Raw genomic sequence first — 20341 nt, forward strand, 5'->3', positions numbered from 1 at the left:
TTTGATATCCTATCGCTTAATTCGTGGGTCAATCCAAGCACTGAGCAGATCGGCAAGAGTGTTTAATACAACAAATAATCCACCCATTACTAAGGTTGTACCTTGAATCATCGGTACATCACGGGCAATAATGGCGTGAACCAATGCGTGTCCACTGCCGGGCCAGGCAAATAAACTTTCTACCACCACAACACCTTCAATTAAATAGACGAGCTGTACTGCGTGATAGGCAATAACCGGGACGGCAATGTTTGGTAAACCGTGTCGCATAAAAGTTTTCCAGCGGTTTAGCCCTTTTAATTGCGAGAATTGGTAAAACTCTGCATTTTTCACTTGTACCATCGCAGAGCGGGTTACTCGCACCGAAACCGCACTCAAGCCAATCGCAAGGGTTAAGGCAGGTAAGATAAAATGCTGCCAGCTACCATATCCGCCAGCAGGCAACCATTTTAGTTGAGCTGAAAATAACGTAATTAAGCCGATAGCGATAATAAAGGCTGGCACAGAGCGGAACAGCGTGCTGAAAATGAGTGTCAAGCGGTCAAAAAAACCGTTTGGTTTGCGAGCAGCGAGTAATCCAAGTGGGGGACCAATAAGGATTGCTAAGATAAGTGCCACAATTGCAAGGCTTAAGGTATGTCCGAACTGATGTTGAATTTCAGCCCAGACAGGATCGCCTGTTACCAGCGATTTGCCTAAATTAAACTGCAATAAATCGCCTAACCAACTGAAATAGCTCTGCCACCAAGGCTGATCTAACGCTAACTCGGCTCGCACCGCTTCAGCAGCCATACTGTCGGCTTGGTCGTAACCATAACGGCTGGCGGCAATACGGTATGCCATATCGCCCGACAGTTGGCGGGTAATAATGAAAGTTAATGTGCCGACTGACCAGACGACTAATAACAACTGAGTAAGGCGGCGGAGTAGGATTTTTAGCATAGGATAATTTTCTATTTATACTCTTTTCTTCGTTAATTTCTACTGCCAAATCTCCCCCTCCCCTCTTTGCTAAAGAGGGGGACTATCGGATATAAATTTATACTTTATCTCTATTTTAATTATCCTAATGAAGGACTTGAATTTAAAATTCACTGGAGATCTATCACCCCTCTTTAGCAAAGAGGGGAGGGGGAGATTTGGCAGTATATATTGGCGAAGTACGAGCGGTTATTTACTTAGTTTTTCCAAATAAAAACGTCTTTCAAACGGATCAAGCGTCAAGCCATTAATACCTTGGTGTCCGACTACGGTTTGTTGATCGTACACAATCGGAATAATAGGTAATTCATCGTGAATAATTTGGCTCACTTGCTGCTTTAATTGCTTCGATTTTTCAGGATCGATTTCTGTTTCAAGTTGTTTTAGAGCGTGATCTAGGCTGTCATTACGCCAGTTCATTGTGCCCCAATCGCTTCCACCGTTAGCAAAGTCTTGCACTAACAAGGCGAATGGATCGAGTGTTTTCGCATAGTTGAATGCATAAAGTGCCATCTCTAAAGTGCCATTTTGATGTCCTAGTGGAATTTCACTGAAGTTACCGACAGATACATTGATATCAACCCCGATTTTCTTCCATTCAGCTTGTAAAATGGTTGCAATAATCGGTAATTCAGGACGATCTGAATAAGTTCTTAAGGTGAAAGTAAACGGCTTGCCCTCTTTGGTTAATTTGCCTTCTGCGTTATATTCATAACCGGAAGCGGTCAAATTTTCCTTAATTTTTGCAATAGTTTCATCGTGGCTTAAGCTTGATTCTGCTGTTGCAACACGCCAGTCGGCAAAGGCTTTAGGTAAAATTTGATCTGCCATACCGTCTTGGATTTTCAATACTTGCTCAGCAATCGCTTTGCGGTTAATTGCTTGAGATAAGGCTTGGCGAATTGCTAAATCGTTAAAGAACGGTTTCGCAACATCCATTTTAAGTTGAGTCGTGCGTGCAATAGAGGTATTGATAAGCTGCAAATTTGGATCAGCTTTTAAACGAGCCACGCTTGCTTTATCTAAATTAAACACTAACGACGTTTGATCGCTCTGTGCCATTAAGGTACGGGTTTCACTACGGCTACTGGCTAAATAATTCGCTTGCTGAAGTTGTGGTTTGTTGCCCCAATATTCATCAAAACGAACGCTTTCTAATTTTTGTGGAGCTTCAATTTTAGTGGCTTTGAATGCACCTGTACCAATTACTTGTACCACATCGCCTTTTTCATCAAAGCTCTCTTCCGCTAAAATTAAGGTAGTGTAGTGCGTTAAGAAAGAAGGAAATGGTACAAAAGATTTCGTTAATTCAAATTGGATTTGGTTGTTATCTAAGGCTTTAATCTCTTTGATAAAGGCTTTTTGCAACACACCAGGCTTTGAAAGTGCAATTTTTAATGATTTTTCGACCGCTTGTGCGGTTAAAGGCTTGCCGTTGTGGAATTTGGCATCACGTAGGGTAAAAGTCCAAATAGTTGCATCACTATTGCTCTCCCATTTCGTTGCCAAACCTTCTACTAATTGACCTTCAAGATTAGCTTCAACTAAGGTTTCAGCAATATTCATACGTTGGAAAATCACGCCCGATTGGTTTAAATCTAAACTGTTTAATTCCCAAGGAGCAACAACCGTTACAAGCGGTAAAGTTTCCGGATTTTTTTGCGATTGTTCAGGCTGTGCCACCGGTTTCTCTACATTGGCTTGTGTATTTTTATCATCACAAGCTGCAACACAAAATGCTGCCATCGTTAATGGAATTAACCATTTTTTCATTTTATTTTTCTCCATAAAAAAATAAGGGGCTATATAACCGCGAACTTTAGCATATTTCCATAAAAAAAGTAGAGTTTTTTAAGTTGAGTGTTTTAATTGGTTATTTAATAGTCGGTATGTAAAATGAGCTCTATTTTTGCACCGGAATTATTTTTACTCCAAAATGGTTGGCAACTTTTCGTTCCTCATTTTGCAAAATCGGCAAGGAATTGACCCGCTTGTTACCAATTATCATTGTGGAGCTACCGCCGCCGTCAAGGTTGATGGCTTTAGTGAGTTCAAGTTTGCCGGCAAGTTCAGCCAGTTCATCTAAGGTAACGCCACCAAAGGTTAATTGACGTCCCTCCACCACAACCAAATAGAGCCAGTTTTTCTGCTCGTTCAAGCCAAGCAAGGTGCGAGGGTGTTTATCGTGAAAAATACTTTGCGAACAGCCGACTTTATCATTTTCCGCACACTCAAATTTCCCGCTTTGGGCGTTATACCAATGCCAACCACTAATTGCCACCTGCCATTTCGGATTTTGCTTGGAGAGCGTATTTTTTCCCTCGATATTACATTTATTTGCCTTATTGCAGGCGAAAACAACCCGATTACGCACATCGCCATATTTTGACCAACGCTTGCCTTCGCTCACTACCAAGCCAATCGGCGTATAATCTTTCCAATAAAAGTTGGCGTTGATGGCAACATCTGTTTCATATTTCTGAGCGAATTGAGAAACAGTTGATTCATTATCACTTTTCTGTGAACCAATCAGACGAATATTTTTGCAATTCAGATCAATGCGAGTAATGTGAAACGGTGATTGATTTGAATAATCAATACATTGATGTTCAGCATAGGAGAAACTAGAGGAGAGTAGTGATAAGAGGATTAAGAGGCGTTTCATAGGAAAAATAAACGTTTATGGATAAAATAAGCGGTCGGTTTGCAAAATTTTCTGCAAAATCGACCGCTTGTATTAAAGGATTAATGCTCTCTTGTTTTAAAGAAGGTTACATCTGGATAACGTTCTTGTGCCAAGTTCAAGTTCACCATCGTTGGGGCGATATAAGTGAGGTTATCGCCGCCGTCTAGGGCTAAGTTTTGCTCATTTTTGCGTTTAAATTCTTCAAATTTTTTCGCATCACCACATTCAACCCAACGGGCAGTTGCCACGTTTACCGTTTCGTAAATCGCTTCAACGTTGTATTCCGATTTTAAGCGGGAAACCACCACGTCAAACTGTAGTACACCGACCGCACCGACAATTAAATCGTTGTTGATGAGTGGGCGGAAAACTTGCACTGCACCTTCTTCCGAAAGTTGCACTAAGCCTTTAAGCAGTTGTTTTTGTTTGAGCGGATCTTTTAAACGGATACGGCGGAACAGTTCCGGTGCAAAGTTTGGAATACCGGTAAATTTCAGGTTTTCGCCTTGCGTGAACGTATCGCCAATTTGGATTGTGCCGTGATTGTGCAAGCCGATAATATCACCTGCATAGGCTTCTTCAGCGTGTGAGCGGTCGCCAGCCATAAAGGTGAGGGCGTCTGAAATCACCACATCTTTGCCGATGCGGACGTGTTTTAACTTCATTCCTTTTTCATATTTGCCGGAAACCACACGCATAAAGGCAACTCGGTCGCGGTGTTTTGGATCCATATTTGCTTGGATTTTAAACACGAAACCGCTGAATTTTTCTTCGCTTGCCTCAACGGTACGGCTGTCAGATTCACGAGCCTGTGGAGCGGGAGCCCATTCGGTTAAACCGTCTAAGAAGTGGTTTACCCCGAAGTTGCCTAACGCTGTTCCGAAGAATACAGGGGTTAATTCGCCGTTGATGAAAGCCTCGTGTTCAAATTCGTGTGAAGCACCTTGTACCAATTCCAACTCATCACGCAGTTGTTGGGCTAAATCATCGCCAACCGCTTGATCTAACTCTGGATTATCTAATCCTTTAATAATACGGACTTCTTGAATGGTATGCCCTTGACCTGTTTGGTAAAGGTAAGTTTCATCTTTATAAATGTGGTAAACCCCTTTGAACAACTTACCGCAACCGATTGGCCAAGTGATAGGTGCACAGTTGATTTTCAATACGCTTTCTACTTCGTCCAATAATTCCATTGGATCACGAATATCACGGTCAAGCTTATTCATAAAGGTCAAGATCGGCGTATCACGCAAGCGGGTAACTTCCATTAATTTAATGGTACGTTCCTCAACCCCTTTTGCTGAGTCGATTACCATCAAGCAGCTATCTACAGCGGTTAAAGTGCGGTAAGTATCTTCCGAGAAGTCTTCGTGCCCTGGGGTGTCGAGCAAGTTCACCAAGCAATCATTGTAAGGGAATTGCATAACAGATGTGGTAATGGAAATCCCACGTTGCTTTTCCATCTCCATCCAGTCGGATTTGGCGTGTTGTGCCGAGCCTTTGCCTTTTACCGAGCCTGCGGTTTGAATCGCATTTCCGTATAAAAGCACTTTTTCGGTGATGGTGGTTTTACCCGCATCGGGGTGGGAAATAATCGCAAAGGTGCGGCGTTTATTAACTTCTTGTGGATATGACATTTTTTTCTCAATAAATTAAAAATAAAAGGGCGGAAAGACCGCCGAAAATTCGCTGATATTTTCGCTGATTTGAGGCAAGAGGGCAAGCGGTTAAATTTTTCCGAAAAATTGCAAAAAAGCAGAGGAAAACGACCGCTTGCTTTTTGAACTTTGGCACAATACAAGGTAGAATAGCGAACTTTTACTCTCGGATTACATTGATAATGAAAAAATTACTTCCAGTATTGATTGCGGCGATGGTGCTAAGTGCTTGCTCATCTCAACCGGCAAAGAAACCAAGCCCTCGTATTAAAGCGAAAGCGGCTTATATTCCCACTGAAAATTCAGCTTATGTTGTGTTTGATTTAAAACAGAAAAAATTTTTAGAGGGGAAGAACTTTAACTTAGTTCGCCCGATTGCTTCTGTAACTAAATTGATGACAGCAGTCGTTTTCTTGGAAGAAAACCGCTACGGCTCAAGTTGTCAAACGCAAATTTTGCCTTCAGATGCGGATTTCATTAAAGGCACAACCAGCCCGTTACCAAAGAATACTAACATTGCCTGTGGTGAATTATTAAAAGCGATGTTAGTGCGTTCAGATAATTATGCGGCACACGCCCTTGCTCATGCTACTCATTTAAATAAAGCTCAATTTTTGGCTCGAATGAACAGCAAAGCCCGTGAAATCGGAATGACTCAAACCTACTTTGGCGATAGTTCCGGCTTGTCTGCGGATAATGTTTCAACTGTGGTTGATTTAGCAAAATTGGCGGGTTATGCCGCAAGTAAGCCTGAAATTCAGCAGCTTTCTAATTCACCATTAGTGAGTGTTTATGCAGGCGGTCGCTATTTCTCAATGAAAAATACTAACAGTATGGTGCGTTCTCAATCTTATCAAGCGTTAGTAAGCAAAACCGGCTACACTCGTGAGGCGGGTTATAATTTAGCCTTTATTGCCAAAGGCGATTGCAGAGGCAAGCGAATTGGTGTGGTAAGTTTAAACAATGATAACGCTGCTTCACGCACCGATTTCACTGAATCGATGTTGGCGAAATATCAATGTGTGCCAAATCCGTACAGACAATATGATTAATGGTTACCTTGAGAAAATAGTGGTTTTTCTCTACAATATTGCCTTTTAATTTAGAGAATTGAGACAACATTGTGTCAGAAATTAAGTTGATTGTCGGGCTTGCCAACCCCGGAGCAAAATATGAAGAGACTCGTCATAATGCAGGCGAGTGGCTGATTAACGAACTTGCTCGAATGTATAATGTGAGCCTAAAAGAAGAGGCTAAATATTTCGGTAAAGTGGCTAAAATTAATACTGCTCAAGGCGAAGTGCGTTTGTTAGTGCCGACCACTTTTATGAATTTAAGTGGCAAAGCAGTGGGAGCGTTAGCAAATTTTTATCGCATCAAACCAGAAGAAATTTTGGTGGCTCACGATGAGCTAGATCTTCCGCCCGGTTCAGTTAAGTTGAAAAAAGGTGGCGGACACGGCGGACACAACGGCTTAAAAGATATTATTGCCGCCCTTGGCAATAATAAAGAGTTCTACCGTGTGCGAATCGGGATTGGACATCCGGGGCATAAAGATATGGTGGCTGCTTATGTTTTAGGTAAGCCTTCACCGAGCGATCAGACATTACTGAATAGTGCGGTGGATGAAGCCGCACGTTGCGTAGAGATTTTATTTAAAGACGGAATGGTTAAGGCAACTAACCGTTTAAATGGTTTTAAAGCATAAAATGTAGGGGCGAATTGCAATTCGCCCTGTTCTCACCCTTGATAGGGCAAATTGCAATTTGCTCCTACAAGCGGTCAAATTTTCACAAAATTTTGTAATTTAAAGGAACAAAAAATGGGATTTAAATGTGGCATCGTCGGTTTACCAAATGTAGGTAAATCCACCCTTTTCAACGCATTAACTAAAGCAGGTATCGAGGCGGCGAACTATCCGTTCTGTACGATTGAGCCAAACACAGGGGTTGTGCCAATGCCAGATCCTCGCTTAGATGCGTTGGCAGAAATCGTGAAACCTGAGCGTGTTTTACCAACCACAATGGAATTTGTGGACATCGCAGGTTTAGTTGCCGGTGCAAGCAAAGGCGAAGGTTTGGGTAACAAATTCTTGGCAAATATTCGTGAAACCGATGCAATCGGGCACGTTGTGCGTTGTTTTGAAAATGATGACATCGTTCACGTGGCAGGCAAAATTGACCCGGCAGACGATATCGAAATTATCAACACCGAATTAGCCCTCGCAGATTTAGACAGCTGCGAACGTGCGATTCAGCGTTTACAAAAACGTGCAAAAGGTGGCGATAAAGACGCTAAATTTGAATTATCCATTATGGAAAAAATTCTGCCGGTGCTTGAAAACGCCGGAATGATCCGCTCTGTTGATTTAGATAAAGATGAATTGCACGCCATTAAAGGTTACAACTTCTTAACCTTAAAACCGACAATGTACATCGCTAACGTAAACGAAGATGGTTTTGAAAACAACCCATATCTTGATCGTGTGCGTGAAATTGCCGAAAAAGAAGGGGCGGTGGTAGTGCCGGTGTGTGCGGCGATTGAATCGGAAATTGCAGAACTTGATGACGAAGAAAAAGTGGAATTTCTGCAGGATTTAGGCATTGAAGAGCCGGGCTTGAATCGCGTAATTCGTGCCGGTTATGCGTTGTTAAATCTTCAAACTTACTTCACCGCAGGCGTGAAAGAAGTGCGTGCTTGGACAGTTTCAGTAGGGGCAACTGCACCAAAAGCGGCGGCGGTAATCCATACGGACTTTGAGAAAGGTTTTATTCGTGCAGAAGTGATTGCTTACCAAGATTTCATTGATAACAAAGGCGAAGCCGGTGCGAAAGAAGCTGGTAAATGGCGTTTGGAAGGAAAAGAGTATATCGTTCAAGACGGCGATGTAATGCACTTCCGTTTCAATGTGTAATTTGTAAAATTTAGTTGAAAAAAGACCGCTTGCAAGCGGTCTTTTTTGCTTAATTAATTGCGTATTGAATGGTTACCACCAAGCGAACTTTTTTGTCGATGGTTGAAGTATCGTAACTACCGCCGTAGCTATCATCACTATCTTCGGTGTTTGGGCGGCTTGATTTAATATCAAATGAACCTTGTGAGGCAGAGCGTAATAAGCCAACTTTCACATTACTGGTTTTGGCAAATTCTTCTGCTCGCACGTAGGCATCTTGGGTTGCTTTAGCAATTAAATCACGTTTGATTTCTTCCAAATTCTCTAAATAATAATCGGGCTGGCTAAAATCAATTGCTTCGTTTTCAGCCCGTAAGAATTGGATTTTTGATAATCCGTTTTGTAATTTGGCTAGGTCTTTGGTTGAAAGCACAATAGAACGTGTTGCGTTATAACCATTTTGACGAGAACGATCTTTACCAAACTCATCTACATAGTACTCTGTTCTCTCATTCACGGAAAGCTCGGTAATTTCACGTTCTTCATCCACAAAATCTTGTTCTTTCAGAAACTTAACTGCGTGGTTCAGATTTTGCTGATTAGCTTTCATTGCATCGTTATAAGTTAATCCCCAACCGAAAATAGATACCCGCCAAGTACCTAGTGTCGCTTTATGTTCAGCTTCTGCAAGCCCTTTTACGGTAATCACACCTGTTTGTTGTAAATTTTTAAATTGATGTCCAAGAATAAAGGCGGCAGCCATCAAACCTACGGCTAAAATAACACCAAAAATGGCAAGATAACGGTTATTAGAAGTTAAAGACATAATGTTTCCTTGAAAAGTAAAGTAATTACGAAAGATTATACTTTATTGAATTGTGAAAATAGGTAACAAGCGGTTAAATTTTATAAAAATTTTGCAAAATAAGCTCCAAATGAATAACTCTTGAGGGTTATTTATAAAAAATTAGGCTTTTTTTTAATCATACGCACCCTAAAAATTTGAATTAGATCACAAATTTACAACAAGTTAGTTACATCGCTTTTTTTAATCTGTAGAATGCGTAACCTGTCCGACCACTCAGGTCATTTTATAATCATAAATGAGGTGTTCTATGGCTCTTTTTCTGAGCATTTTCCCAATTGTTTTACTGATTTATTTAATGGTAAAACGCAATGCGTTGCCGTCTTATGTGGCTCTTCCACTGACAGCTTTACTTATTTTTATTCTTCAACTTACCTATTTTGGTAACGATGTTACATTAGTCTTTGCAAATATTATTGCAGGTTTAGGTGATGTATTAACGCCGATTACTGTAGTATTCGGTGCAATTTTATTTAACCGTTTCTCTGAAGTATCCGGTGCAACTAACACAATGCGTAAATGGTTGGGAGCAATCAATCCAAACCCGGTTGCACAGTTAATGATTATCGGTTGGGCATTTGCATTTATGATTGAAGGTGCATCCGGTTTCGGTACGCCTGCTGCTATTGCGGCTCCAATCTTAGTTGGTTTAGGTTTTAAACCATTACAAGTAGCTATGTTAGCGTTAGTGATGAACTCTGTACCGGTTTCATTTGGTGCAGTAGGTACGCCAACGTGGTTCGGTATGGGACCATTATTAAAAGATGGTTTATTAAGTGATGCACAAGTGCTTGAAATCGGCTCTATAACCGCTCTAATTCACTCAATTGCGGCATTCATTATTCCAATTATGGCATTGCGTTTAATTGTAAGCTGGAAAGAAATTCGTCAGAATATTGTGTTTATCTACATTAGTATTCTAGCTTGTGTTGTGCCTTACTTTATTATTGCTCAATTTAACTATGAATTCCCTTCATTAGTGGCAGGTGCAATTGGTTTATTGGTTTCTGTATTTGTAGCAAATGCAGGTATTGGTTTAGCGAAAACTGAGAATAATCTTGCAGGCGAAAAAGCAACTTTTGGTGAAGTAGCAAAAGCATTATTACCAACAGGTTTGTTAATCTTCATCTTAGTGATTACCCGTATTCAACAACTTCCACTTAAAGCGTGGTTGAATGATGCGACGACTTGGATTGCAAGTTCACTAGGTTTTGCTAACTTTGAAATCAGCCAAGGTTTGATTTTCGCACTGAAAAATATTTTAGGCACGAACGTTGCAACCAGCTATAAGTTACTTTATGTACCGGCATTAATTCCGTTTGTGATTACAGTATTAATCTGCTTACCGATTTTCTCGGTATCCGCTAGAAATACCAAAGATATTTTCGGTACATCGTTAAGCCAAGTTAAAAAACCATTTTTAGCCCTTTTAGGTGCAATTATTATGGTAAAATTAATGTTGATTGGTGGCTCAGAGTCAATGGTGCAAGTTATCGGCAGAAGTTTTGCAGAGTTCACAGGCCAATCTTGGACATTATTTGCGTCATTCTTAGGTGCAATCGGTGCGTTCTTCTCAGGTTCTAACACGGTATCTAACTTAACCTTCGGTACAGTACAATACGCAACAGCACAACAAGTTGGTTTATCAGTAACCCTAATCTTAGCATTACAATCTGTAGGTGGTGCAATGGGTAATATGGTGTGTATCAATAACATTGTTGCGGTATGTTCAGTAACAGGTATCGAAAAACAAGAGGGTACTATCATTAAGAAAACGGTTGTTCCGATGGTTGTATATGGTGTAATTGCCGCAGTTGCTGCACTATTAATAGTACCAATCTTCTATAATGTGTAACCGGATAGTTAATATCTAATGAAGATAAAAAGGAAGCGGTCAGATTTTGCTGATGTTTTGCAAATCGCCCTTCCTTTCTCTGTCTTAAAAAGAACAGTCTGAGTTTAATTTTTATTTTTATTGTGGGGTTCTTTATGAACGTTAATTTCTATGTAACCTGCATTGCAGATGTGATGAAAGCAGGGGTTGCGAAAAACTCCGTACTTTTATTGGAAAAATTAGGTTGTAAAATCACCTTTTTAGAAAAGCAGGGGTGCTGTGGGCAACCTGCAATTAATAGTGGATATACAAAGCAAGCTTTATCGGGTATGAAAAACTTGGTAGAAACCTTTGAAGCAAATGATTACCCGATTGTTGCTCCTGCGGGTTCTTGTGTTTATGCGATTAAAACCTACCCTGAGCATTTTGAACGTTTCGGTGAAGCTGAATGGGCGGTGCGTGCGAAGAAGGTAGCTGATCGTTTTCACGATTTAACCGATTTTATTGTGAATAAATTAGGTGTTACTGATGTGGGTGCTTACCTACCGGGTAAAGCGGTTTATCACCCGTCTTGTAGTTTATTCCGCAAATTAGGTATTAAGGAAGAGCCGATTACCTTATTAAAAAATGTAAAAGGCTTAGAGTTATTACCAATTAAAAACCAAGAAACTTGCTGTGGTTTTGGTGGTACATTCTCAGTCAAAATGGCGGAAATTTCCGGTGAAATGGTAAAAGAGAAAGTGGCAAATGTGGATACCGATGAGCCGGATTATTTGATCGGGGCAGATGTAAGCTGCTTGATGAACATCGGTGGTCGCTTAAGTCGTGAAGGCAAAGAGATCAAAGTGATGCACATTGCAGAAGTGTTAATGCAGGGAGGAAAATAATATGTCTTATTTACAAACCAATACCCTGCCTTTTAAGCAACGTGTTGAACAACAGGTTAATAATGAAGTTGTTCGTAAAGCCTTAGTAAAAGCTCAAGAAACTATCGGTGCAAACCGTCAGCGTATGGTGGACGAGTTAGGCAACTGGGAAGAGTGGCGTGATGATGCGAAAGCAATTCGTAATCACGTTTTAGCCAACCTTGATGCTTACCTTTACCAATTAAGTGAAAAAGTAACTCAAAACGGCGGGCACGTTTTCTTCGCAGAAACAGCAGAAGAAGCAACAAATTACATCAAAAATGTGGCGAAAGCGAAAAACGCGAAAAAGATTGTAAAATCTAAATCAATGGTAACCGAAGAGATCGGAATGAACCACGTTTTAGAGGCAGAAGGCATTAAGGTGGTGGAAACCGACTTAGGTGAATATCTGCTGCAAATTGTGGGCGATAAACCTTCTCATATTGTTGTACCTGCAATCCACAAAGACCGTTATAGAATCCGTCAAGAAATGCACGATGTGCTAGGCTATGAAGGTTCAGAAACGCCAGAAGAGATGACGGCATTTGTTCGCCAAAAAATCCGTGAAGATTTCTTAGAAGCGGATATCGGCATTTCAGGCTGTAACTTTGCTGTGCCGGAAACCGGTTCTGTTTGCTTAGTAACAAATGAAGGTAACTTGCGTATGGCAACGACTGTGCCAAAAACGCATATTGCGGTAATGGGTATGGAGCGTATTGCACCCACTTTCAAAGAAGTGGATGTGTTAATTACAATGCTTGCTCGTAGTGCGGTAGGGGCAAAATTAACCGCTTATAACACTTGGCTAACAGGTCCTCGTCTTGAAGGCGAAACCGATGGTCCGGAAGAGTTCCATTTAGTGATTGTGGATAACGGTCGTTCTAAAATTTTAGAAAGCGAGTTCCAAGAAGTTTTACGCTGTATCCGCTGTGGTGCTTGTTTGAATACTTGCCCGGCTTATCGTCAAATTGGTGGACACGGTTACGGCTCAATCTATCCGGGTCCGATCGGTTCGGTAATTTCGCCATTATTAGGTGGCTATGAAGAGTTTAAAGAGTTACCGTATGCCTGTTCACTCTGTACGGCGTGTAATAGTGTTTGCCCGGTAAAAATTCCACTGGCTCAGCTCATCTTAAAACACCGTGAGAAAATTGCGGACGCCGGCTTAACACCAATGACAGAGCGTTTATCGATTTTCGGCTTTAACTTTGCTAACTCCCACCCAACACTTTGGAAAGTGGGTATGAATGTCGGGGCAAAAGTCGCAAGCAAATTCATTAAAAACGGTAAAGCCCCTGTGAATTTTGGTGCATTAGGCGAATGGACAAAAGCTCGTGATTTACCTCAACCAGAGGGTGAGAGCTTCCGTGATTGGTTCAACAACAGAGGTTAAGAGGAAAATTAAGATGGATTTACAAAATCGTGAAAATTTCTTAAATAAATTGGCACAGCGTATGGGCAGACCACGCCAAAATGTGCCTGAGCCAATGCCTGTGTTGGAAAACAACCACGCGATCACCCGTTTAACTGACCGTGCTCAACCACAGCTTTGCCAAGAATTTATTGACTTTGCTCGTGTAATGATGGCAGATGTAGTGGAAGCTAAGGAAGCGGATCTACCGCAAACCATCATTGAGATCTGCGAAAAATATGGTGGTGCAAGTGTGATCATCAATAACGATCAACGCTTAAAAGATCTTGGTATCACCTCAGCAATCCAAGCAAAATACGAAGACAGCTATGTTTGGGATTATAACCAATCAGAAACCAACTTTGAAAAAGCCCAAAATGCGAATATCGGCGTAGTATATGGCGAATATGGCTTGGCGGAGTCTGGTGGTATTGTGTTATTTTCCGATAAAGAGTTCGGGCGTTCAGTGAGTTTATTACCTGAAAAATCGGTGGTAGTATTACGCAAAAGCACGGTATTACCTCGTGTGGCACAGCTTGCTCAAATCCTGCACGAAAAAGCACAACGCGGCGAAAGAATGCCATCTTGTGTGAATATTATTTCAGGTCCATCAGCCACGGCAGACATTGAGTTGATTAAAGTTGTTGGCGTACACGGACCGGTAAATAAAATTTACCTAGTAATCGATGACCTATAATTGGTAAAAAAACACAGAAAAATAACCGCTTGTAGCGTGATTTTACAAGCGGTTATTTTTTGTTTTAAAACTACTAAATTTAAAGGAATAGGTAATTAAGGCATAAAATTAGTTACCTATATTCCTTTGATAAATTTGTTTTGCCAGTCGTTTTACTACACGTTTTCTCAAGTTCTCATCACTCATTACTTGGTTACTAATCTCTTCATTTCCTTCCATTCGTTGGAACAATAAATCGAGTAATTTATCAGCAAAATAAGCAGTAAAATTTTCTAGGCTATTATTTTGTGCAGCCCCAATAATATCTTTATTGGTTAAAGCATCTTCAATAATTTGTTCGAAGAAAAGCTGGTCAGCAATAGTAAATTGAGTACCATAAATGCCATTAATTTCCTCCACCATTCGGCTAAGTTCATCCGTTGCATTTACTTGACCTGTTCCTACATCAGTAGCACCTTTTAGTGGCTTAGCTTCGCCTTCATTTAAATGAATTTGCCCCTCACTTTGTTTTTGTAGCTTGTAGAATTGTAGTACCACATCTTTGCTTAAATCGACTTTATTATGATCGCCGTTATTAGGGAGCTTACTTTGTAATGCTCGTAAATATACATAGCGTTGTTCGTGTAAATCGTCGCTATAATCCATAATTTGAGACACGAACTGATATAAATTTAAGTAACTCTTTAATTGGCTTTTAAAGAGATTTTGTTGCTCAATTTTAAGCTCAGATAAGTCTTCAACACCTTGTTGAATTTCGCTATTAATGGCTAAAAATCGTGCTACTGCCTTATCTAAAATCGCATTCAGCTTTCTGTGTTCTGAACCTGTTGGTTGCTGTTTAGCACTAAACCAAATTTCAGCAAATTGCTGAATTTCTTGTTGGAAATAAATCTTCCATTGGTCTATTGTTATGGCAAGCTCATCTAATTTCTCAGTATCAGGAATTTCACCCACTTCTGTAACTTCATAAAATGGCTTAAATGCTTGATAAATATCTTCAGGTTTATTCACAAAATCCAGTACGAAAGTGTCTGATTTTCCTTTTGTATAGCGGTTTAAACGAGAAAGTGTCTGCACCGCTTGAATGCCACTTAATTTTTTATCCACAAACATTGTATGTAGTAATGGTTGGTCAAACCCTGTTTGATATTTTTCCGCCACAAGTAACACTTGATAATGATCGGTATCGAACTGTTCGGGTAAATCCGCTTCTCGAATACCATTCATCATTACTTCGGTATATTCTTGTTCGGGAGCTTCTTTTAATGAAATACCACCGGAAAAAGCAACCAGCGATTTAATGCCTGAATAGCCTTTCTCTTTAATATAATCATCAAAGGCTAATTTGTAACGCACCGCAGCCTCTCTACTGCTAGTTACCACCATTGCTTTAGCTCTTCCACCAATTTTATGCATTGTGGTTGAACGGAAGTGCTCAATGATAATTTCCACTTTTTGAGCGATCACACTCGGATGCAAATTCACAAATCGCATCATTTCTTTTTTGGCTTTGCTCTTATTGAGTTCCTTATCATTTTCACTGATTTTTAATAGGTTGAAATATTGCTTCCAGGTTGCATAATTGGCGAGTACATCTAAAATAAAACCTTCTTCAATTGCTTGCTTCATTGTGTAATGATGGAATGGCGTATCACCATTTTCTCCTTTTTCATCGAATAAGGCTTTAGTTTTCCATTTAGGTGTGGCGGTAAACGCAAAAAAACTTAAATTTGGCTGGCGTTGTCGTTTGGCTGCCTCAATAAAAAGTTGCTTTTTGGCTTCATCAGAAAGTGGGCTTTCATCATCATTATCATTTAAAAATTCCGCCATTACGGCAGCTTCAATTCCATCTTTATTTAATACCTTGCGTAATTCCATTGCCGCTTCTCCACTTTGAGAGCTGTGGGCTTCATCGACAATCACGGCAAATTGTTTACCAGCAGTGGTAATTTCTATTCCTTTTCCGACCGCTTGTTGTTTAGAAATAGCCGCCATAACAAAAGGAAATTTTTGAATTGTGGTAACAATAATAGGCGTATCTGTTGCAATGGCTAACGCTAACTGCTGTGAGTTATGATCGATTTTCTGTACTACACCGTCTTTATGTTCAAACTGGCTAATAGTTGCCTGTAATTGGCGATCGAGTACTACGCGATCTGTTACAACAATGACAGAGTTAAATATTTTTTCATCATTATTATTGTGTAGCGAGCTAAGTTGGTGGGCTAACCAAGCAATAGTGTTTGATTTTCCAGAACCTGCAGAATGTTGGATAAGATAATTTCTGCCTGCACCATTTTCTTTACTGTGAGTAATTAATTTACGCACTGCATCCAGCTGATGAAAGCGGGGAAAAATCATCGTTTCTTTTTGCAATAAACGTAAGCCGCTTTCAGTACGGACTTTTTTCTCCTCAATGTTTAAATGAAGGAAGCGGGCGATAATGTCTAAAAAACTCTGACGGCTTAGAATGTCTTCCCACAAATACGCGGTTTTGACATTATCTTGAATAGGTGGGTTGCCTTTTCCACCGTTATAGCCTCGATTAAACGGCAGGAAATAAGTGCTTTCCCCTTCCAATTTAGTCGTCATATAGACTTCATCGGTATCTACGGCAAAATGGACTAAGGTGCGTTTTTTGAAGTCAAATAGTTTCCCTTTAGGGTTACGGTCAAAACGATATTGTTGAATGGCATCTGCGACAGTCCAGTGTGTTGCAGACAGCACATTTTTTAATTCAAGTGTTGCAACCGGAATACCATTAAGGGATAAAACAATATCAGGGCGTTCGCCGTTTTCAGTAATAACTTGACGGGTAATTTTTAAAATATTGGCATCAAAACGATATTGCGTTTCCTCGTTCAACCCGGTATTAGGGGCAAAATACGCCATCTTGAAGGTTTTTCCATAGCAACGGAAACCGTGTCTTAACACATTCAGAGAGCCTTTAACGTCCAGTTCCTGACAAAGTGCTTTCATTAAGATTGCAGTCGCATTTTCTTTTTGCCCTGCTTCTAATCTCTCCCATTTTTGAGGTTGAGTTTGACGAATAAAGGCGATCACATCTTTTTCAAACAAGGCAAGCTCTTTGTTATATTCCGTATTTTTACCTTGAACATAGCCACCTTCTTCTAATAAAAAGCGTTCAATTTCAGTTTCAAAGTGTTGTTCTGTGATCATTTTTGTTCCTTATTTTATTTTACGACGATATTTTTGTTGGCTGCTAGTTGGCTTATCAGGAATAGTCATCTCAATTAATCCGGCATCTAATGCGGGTTTTAAATAACGCTCACGGAAATTTTTACTGTCTTTTAAATTTAATAATGATTTCAAACTATTACGATCTAATTCAAGATTGCCTAATACCCCTAGTAATAACATAACTTGAGGGGTGGCTTGGGGGGTACTTGAGGGGTAACTTGGGGGGGAGACTTGAGGGGATACCCCATAAGTCAAAGTACCATCATAAGAAAATACGCCATCATACCTATCTGATAAAGCTTTTGTTGAAAGCGTATAATAAGTTGCCTTTCCTGTTTTCTGCTTTTCCAACAAACCTTTTTGATTAGTTAGTTTGGCTAATAATCGGGTTACTGAGGAATTATCTAAATCAGAAAGTGAACGTAATGATTGGTTATTGACAAACCCTGTTTCTTTAGCAAGTACAAGAGCCATTGCTTCATCATCACTTAGTTCTTCTTCTTTGAATTTAGCAAGCCAACTCAGCTGACTTTCATTGAAAAACTGATGTAGAAGATAAATTGCTTGAAAGTAATGCCCAAAGTGATCACTAATAAACACAGGTTTAGATAAATCAGCATTACTAAGTTCCTGACGAATTTTGCGTATTCCTGAACCTTTTGTTTCAGCAAAATTCAAATCATATAAAACGGTGGCTAATACAGGATTACGTAGTTTTGAACCATATTCTCCTAATTGTTCGGTAGGTTTGAGAGAATATCCCGCATTTTTGACTTCCAAGCGATTATCAAATCGTATAATGATAGTAGGCGATTTAGTGAGATAATCTCGGTGCATTACTGCATTAACTAACGTTTCACGAACCACTTTATAAGGCAGTTTAGAGACATCACTACGTTGCAGGCTATTGTCTTCCATTTTAAACATTCGTGGCATATCACTTAAAATTTCTCTCTCCAGTTTAGGAATTAAGAAAATAAGAGCTTCTCTTAGATCCATTGTAGAAATAATGCCATCTTGTTGCCATTCAATACCTCGAATTCGCACATAATCTATTCTCATATCGGGTAAGAGTCGGCGTAATGCAAGTGGTTTACCTAACATTAAAAGACCGGCAACATTGGGTACAAATTCACCATTTTGGCGTACGACCAAATTTAATGCTAATAACATTTCCTCGTCATTAGCTTGTAATTCTTCAGCATCAGGTCGAACTTTTTCCCGTAGTTTACGATACTGCATAATTGCTCTAGGATCGAGATCGTCCCAATGTGCAGATGGAAGAATAGTTTGCTCAAAGCTACTCCCTAATTTTGCTAAAAGTATTGGCTCTAATTCAGTTTGGGAGCACTCATAATCGCTATTTACTCCTCGTCGCCATACCCCAGTTTTACGACGATTTTTACTATCTAATTTTCCTTTAAATATGCAAGGTTTTGCATTGGTCGGTAATTCAGGTACAAAAATAAGCAACACATTTTTGCCATCAATTATCGATAATTGAGGCTCTGCAACTTGAATAGGGATCGGTTGTTCAAACTGTTCACGACAATTTGTTTGCAGTTCGTTTAGTAACTTATCGCGATTTGTAATACCTGCAACCCAATAATTTTCATGTTCCTCATCAGGCTCGGCAATACCTAATAACAGATAGCCTCCACCTAAGTCAGGTTCATTGGCGAATGCATTAATACTTTGCATTATCGAACTGCCAATCTCTGAACCTAATTTAGCTTCTAGACGACCACTTTCTTGATACTGCTGTAATTGCTCAAATAATTCTTGTGCTGAAATATCTAACATTATTCCCCCATTGCATTGCTTTAATTTTAGCAAAAAATTGCTCAATTTTAACCGCTTACACCTTTACTTTTCCTGTAACAACCTGCGTGATTAATGCCGAGCGGTATTCTTTTAGTCGTTCGATAACGCGTTCAATTTTATGTTGTAAGCGGTCGATTTTGGCGGTTTCGGTATCAAGGTAGTTTACAATCGTGGTTTGTTCGCTTTCGGGAGGAAATGCTATCTCAAAATTTCCTAGAACTTGCGTAGTTAATTGGTTAATTGTTGATGTTAAGTAGTTCCCTAGTTGGGACTTAAATAACTCGGAACTTAATACATAATAGATGAACCGTTTATATGGGCTTCTAAATACAGTCATAAAAGCACCAAATGTTTGTCCAATAGCATCACCCTCAATAACTGTACATTTTCCAATTAATGCACGGCTTCCATTCCTTGAACAAATTAAAATATCATTTTCAGTTGTTTGCATTTTTTTAGGGATATCTTTATTAACATAGACATTGTCATTAAGTAATAGCTTTCCATTTTGTACATTTGATGAGCGTAAAACTAAAATAGCATTTTCATCATTTGTAATATCTTCTGGCGAGTAGGTTAAACCTAAAACAATTTCTCCAACATATTTTAGTCTAGTTATTAACCAATGCTCTGGCACTTCTCCTAACCATTCAATACCTGAATTCCGTAGGGGAGCGTTACTACCGCTTAATGTTTCGTTATCATTTGGGGCTGTAGGTAAACGAACTCTACCGCATACTGTTTCTGTAATTAATGCAGTCCGTTTTTCGCTGAGCTTTTCCAACAATGCTTGTTGGTGGCTGATCAAGCGGTCGATTTTTTCGGTTTTTTTGTCAAGGAAGTTGGCGATAGATACTTGTTCTTCATTTGGAGGTAATGCTATAACATAATTATTTAAAAAATCCGATGGAATTCGTTTTAGCCCTCCTGCACCTATCATAGAGCCAGCTGCTAAGTCCATAAAAGTATTTTCTTGTAAACGATAGAATAAATAACGATTGAAACAATTTTTTGATCTTAAGACGTAAATTTCAGATGATCCAAAGCCAATACCGTTTACTAAATTATTTGCTATAGCAAAATTTTTATTTTCAAAGCACGGAGTAACTTTAGCAATTAGCAAATCACCATTTTGGAAATAGGTATAGCTATTATAGACCTCACTAATTTGTCTAGTCTCGTCGAGTAATAAATTACCTAGTTTTAGCTTTTCCATAGGAATGAAACTACATTCTTGATCTAATTTTTCTAAGTTAGATTTTTTAGGATTAAGCTCTGAAATATATTTGATTTTTGTAACTGACCATTCATTAGGCACATCTCCCAACCATTCCACGCCGCTTGGTTTATATTTTTCGTATCGTTTCATTTGCAAAAAATTCC

At 39.7% G+C, this 20341-nt stretch carries 15 protein-coding genes; 7 read left to right on the forward strand and 8 right to left on the reverse strand.

All coding sequences use genetic code 11. The annotated features are described in order from the left end of the window. Positions 1-9: 9 nt before the first annotated feature. From V6W77_RS03105 to prfC, 4 genes are all read right to left on the reverse strand, one after another. Complete coding sequence (locus tag V6W77_RS03105) at positions 10-942, reverse strand: ABC transporter permease (protein WP_334235202.1); 933 nt, start codon at positions 940-942, stop codon at positions 10-12. 228 nt (positions 943-1170) lie between these two features. Next, positions 1171-2754, reverse strand: coding sequence for an ABC transporter substrate-binding protein (locus V6W77_RS03110; protein WP_334253750.1), 1584 nt, complete (start codon positions 2752-2754; stop codon positions 1171-1173). Between the two features lie 130 nt (positions 2755-2884). After that, positions 2885-3646, reverse strand: coding sequence for a phosphodiester glycosidase family protein (locus V6W77_RS03115; protein ID WP_334253751.1), 762 nt, complete (start codon positions 3644-3646; stop codon positions 2885-2887). 80 nt (positions 3647-3726) lie between these two features. After that, positions 3727-5307, reverse strand: coding sequence for a peptide chain release factor 3 (gene prfC, locus V6W77_RS03120; protein ID WP_334253752.1), 1581 nt, complete (start codon positions 5305-5307; stop codon positions 3727-3729). A gap of 203 nt (positions 5308-5510) precedes the next feature. Between prfC and V6W77_RS03125 the strand changes: the two genes are divergently transcribed. The 3 genes from V6W77_RS03125 to ychF all read left to right on the forward strand — a co-directional run bounded on the left by V6W77_RS03125 (position 5511) and on the right by ychF (position 8242). Further along, positions 5511-6380, forward strand: a complete 870-nt coding sequence (locus tag V6W77_RS03125) for a D-alanyl-D-alanine carboxypeptidase family protein (protein ID WP_235068745.1) — start codon at positions 5511-5513, stop codon at positions 6378-6380. Between the two features lie 71 nt (positions 6381-6451). Continuing rightward, positions 6452-7036, forward strand: coding sequence for an aminoacyl-tRNA hydrolase (gene pth / locus V6W77_RS03130; RefSeq protein ID WP_334233745.1), 585 nt, complete (start codon positions 6452-6454; stop codon positions 7034-7036). A 114-nt stretch (positions 7037-7150) separates the two neighbouring features. Next, positions 7151-8242, forward strand: coding sequence for a redox-regulated ATPase YchF (gene ychF, locus V6W77_RS03135; protein WP_334229659.1), 1092 nt, complete (start codon positions 7151-7153; stop codon positions 8240-8242). A 49-nt stretch (positions 8243-8291) separates the two neighbouring features. Here the strand turns inward: ychF and V6W77_RS03140 are convergent, their stop codons facing one another. Beyond that, on the reverse strand, positions 8292-9047 hold the full coding sequence (locus V6W77_RS03140; protein WP_334253753.1) for an SIMPL domain-containing protein: 756 nt from the start codon (positions 9045-9047) through the stop codon (positions 8292-8294). A gap of 289 nt (positions 9048-9336) precedes the next feature. Here V6W77_RS03140 and V6W77_RS03145 point away from each other — a divergent pair, with 289 nt between their 5' ends. From V6W77_RS03145 to V6W77_RS03160, 4 genes are all read left to right on the forward strand, one after another. After that, positions 9337-10941 carry an L-lactate permease gene (locus tag V6W77_RS03145; RefSeq protein WP_025236662.1) on the forward strand — a complete coding sequence of 535 codons (1605 nt, stop codon included), beginning with the start codon at positions 9337-9339 and terminating at the stop codon, positions 10939-10941. A 134-nt stretch (positions 10942-11075) separates the two neighbouring features. Beyond that, positions 11076-11807, forward strand: coding sequence for a (Fe-S)-binding protein (locus V6W77_RS03150; RefSeq protein ID WP_188157402.1), 732 nt, complete (start codon positions 11076-11078; stop codon positions 11805-11807). A 1-nt stretch (position 11808) separates the two neighbouring features. Further along, a complete protein-coding gene (locus tag V6W77_RS03155) occupies positions 11809-13218 on the forward strand; it encodes a LutB/LldF family L-lactate oxidation iron-sulfur protein (RefSeq protein ID WP_112110511.1) in 1410 nt (469 codons plus the stop codon). Positions 13219-13231: 13 nt separating this feature from the next. Next, complete coding sequence (locus tag V6W77_RS03160; protein ID WP_025236659.1) at positions 13232-13933, forward strand: LutC/YkgG family protein; 702 nt, start codon at positions 13232-13234, stop codon at positions 13931-13933. Positions 13934-14041: 108 nt separating this feature from the next. Here V6W77_RS03160 and V6W77_RS03165 read toward each other — a convergent pair whose 3' ends face one another. From V6W77_RS03165 to V6W77_RS03175, 3 genes are read right to left on the reverse strand one after another with little or no spacing between them, the layout of a single operon-like run. After that, entirely contained in the window at positions 14042-17113 is a 3072-nt protein-coding gene (locus tag V6W77_RS03165) for a type I restriction endonuclease subunit R (RefSeq protein ID WP_334253754.1), read from the reverse strand. Between the two features lie 9 nt (positions 17114-17122). Next, positions 17123-18937 carry a Fic family protein gene (locus V6W77_RS03170; RefSeq protein WP_334253755.1) on the reverse strand — a complete coding sequence of 605 codons (1815 nt, stop codon included), beginning with the start codon at positions 18935-18937 and terminating at the stop codon, positions 17123-17125. A 55-nt stretch (positions 18938-18992) separates the two neighbouring features. Next, positions 18993-20327, reverse strand: a complete 1335-nt coding sequence (locus tag V6W77_RS03175; protein ID WP_334253756.1) for a restriction endonuclease subunit S — start codon at positions 20325-20327, stop codon at positions 18993-18995. Positions 20328-20341: the final 14 nt, after the last annotated feature.

Source organism: Mannheimia indoligenes (assembly GCF_036880405.1).
Classification (GTDB): Bacteria; Pseudomonadota; Gammaproteobacteria; order Enterobacterales; family Pasteurellaceae; genus Mannheimia; species Mannheimia indoligenes.

Bases quoted from the DNA above. Each gene is read 5' to 3' on its own strand.
- V6W77_RS03170 (WP_334253755.1), bottom strand. From the start codon at position 18,937: ATGTTAGATATTTCAGCACAAGAATTATTTGAGCAATTACAGCAGTAT.
- V6W77_RS03115 (WP_334253751.1), bottom strand. From the start codon at position 3,646: ATGAAACGCCTCTTAATCCTCTTATCACTACTCTCCTCTAGTTTCTCC.
- prfC (WP_334253752.1), bottom strand. From the start codon at position 5,307: ATGTCATATCCACAAGAAGTTAATAAACGCCGCACCTTTGCGATTATT.
- V6W77_RS03110 (WP_334253750.1), bottom strand. From the start codon at position 2,754: ATGAAAAAATGGTTAATTCCATTAACGATGGCAGCATTTTGTGTTGCA.
- V6W77_RS03155 (WP_112110511.1), top strand. From the start codon at position 11,809: ATGTCTTATTTACAAACCAATACCCTGCCTTTTAAGCAACGTGTTGAA.
- V6W77_RS03160 (WP_025236659.1), top strand. From the start codon at position 13,232: ATGGATTTACAAAATCGTGAAAATTTCTTAAATAAATTGGCACAGCGT.
- V6W77_RS03175 (WP_334253756.1), bottom strand. From the start codon at position 20,327: ATGAAACGATACGAAAAATATAAACCAAGCGGCGTGGAATGGTTGGGA.
- V6W77_RS03150 (WP_188157402.1), top strand. From the start codon at position 11,076: ATGAACGTTAATTTCTATGTAACCTGCATTGCAGATGTGATGAAAGCA.
- V6W77_RS03125 (WP_235068745.1), top strand. From the start codon at position 5,511: ATGAAAAAATTACTTCCAGTATTGATTGCGGCGATGGTGCTAAGTGCT.
- ychF (WP_334229659.1), top strand. From the start codon at position 7,151: ATGGGATTTAAATGTGGCATCGTCGGTTTACCAAATGTAGGTAAATCC.
- V6W77_RS03140 (WP_334253753.1), bottom strand. From the start codon at position 9,047: ATGTCTTTAACTTCTAATAACCGTTATCTTGCCATTTTTGGTGTTATT.
- V6W77_RS03105 (WP_334235202.1), bottom strand. From the start codon at position 942: ATGCTAAAAATCCTACTCCGCCGCCTTACTCAGTTGTTATTAGTCGTC.
- V6W77_RS03165 (WP_334253754.1), bottom strand. From the start codon at position 17,113: ATGATCACAGAACAACACTTTGAAACTGAAATTGAACGCTTTTTATTA.
- V6W77_RS03145 (WP_025236662.1), top strand. From the start codon at position 9,337: ATGGCTCTTTTTCTGAGCATTTTCCCAATTGTTTTACTGATTTATTTA.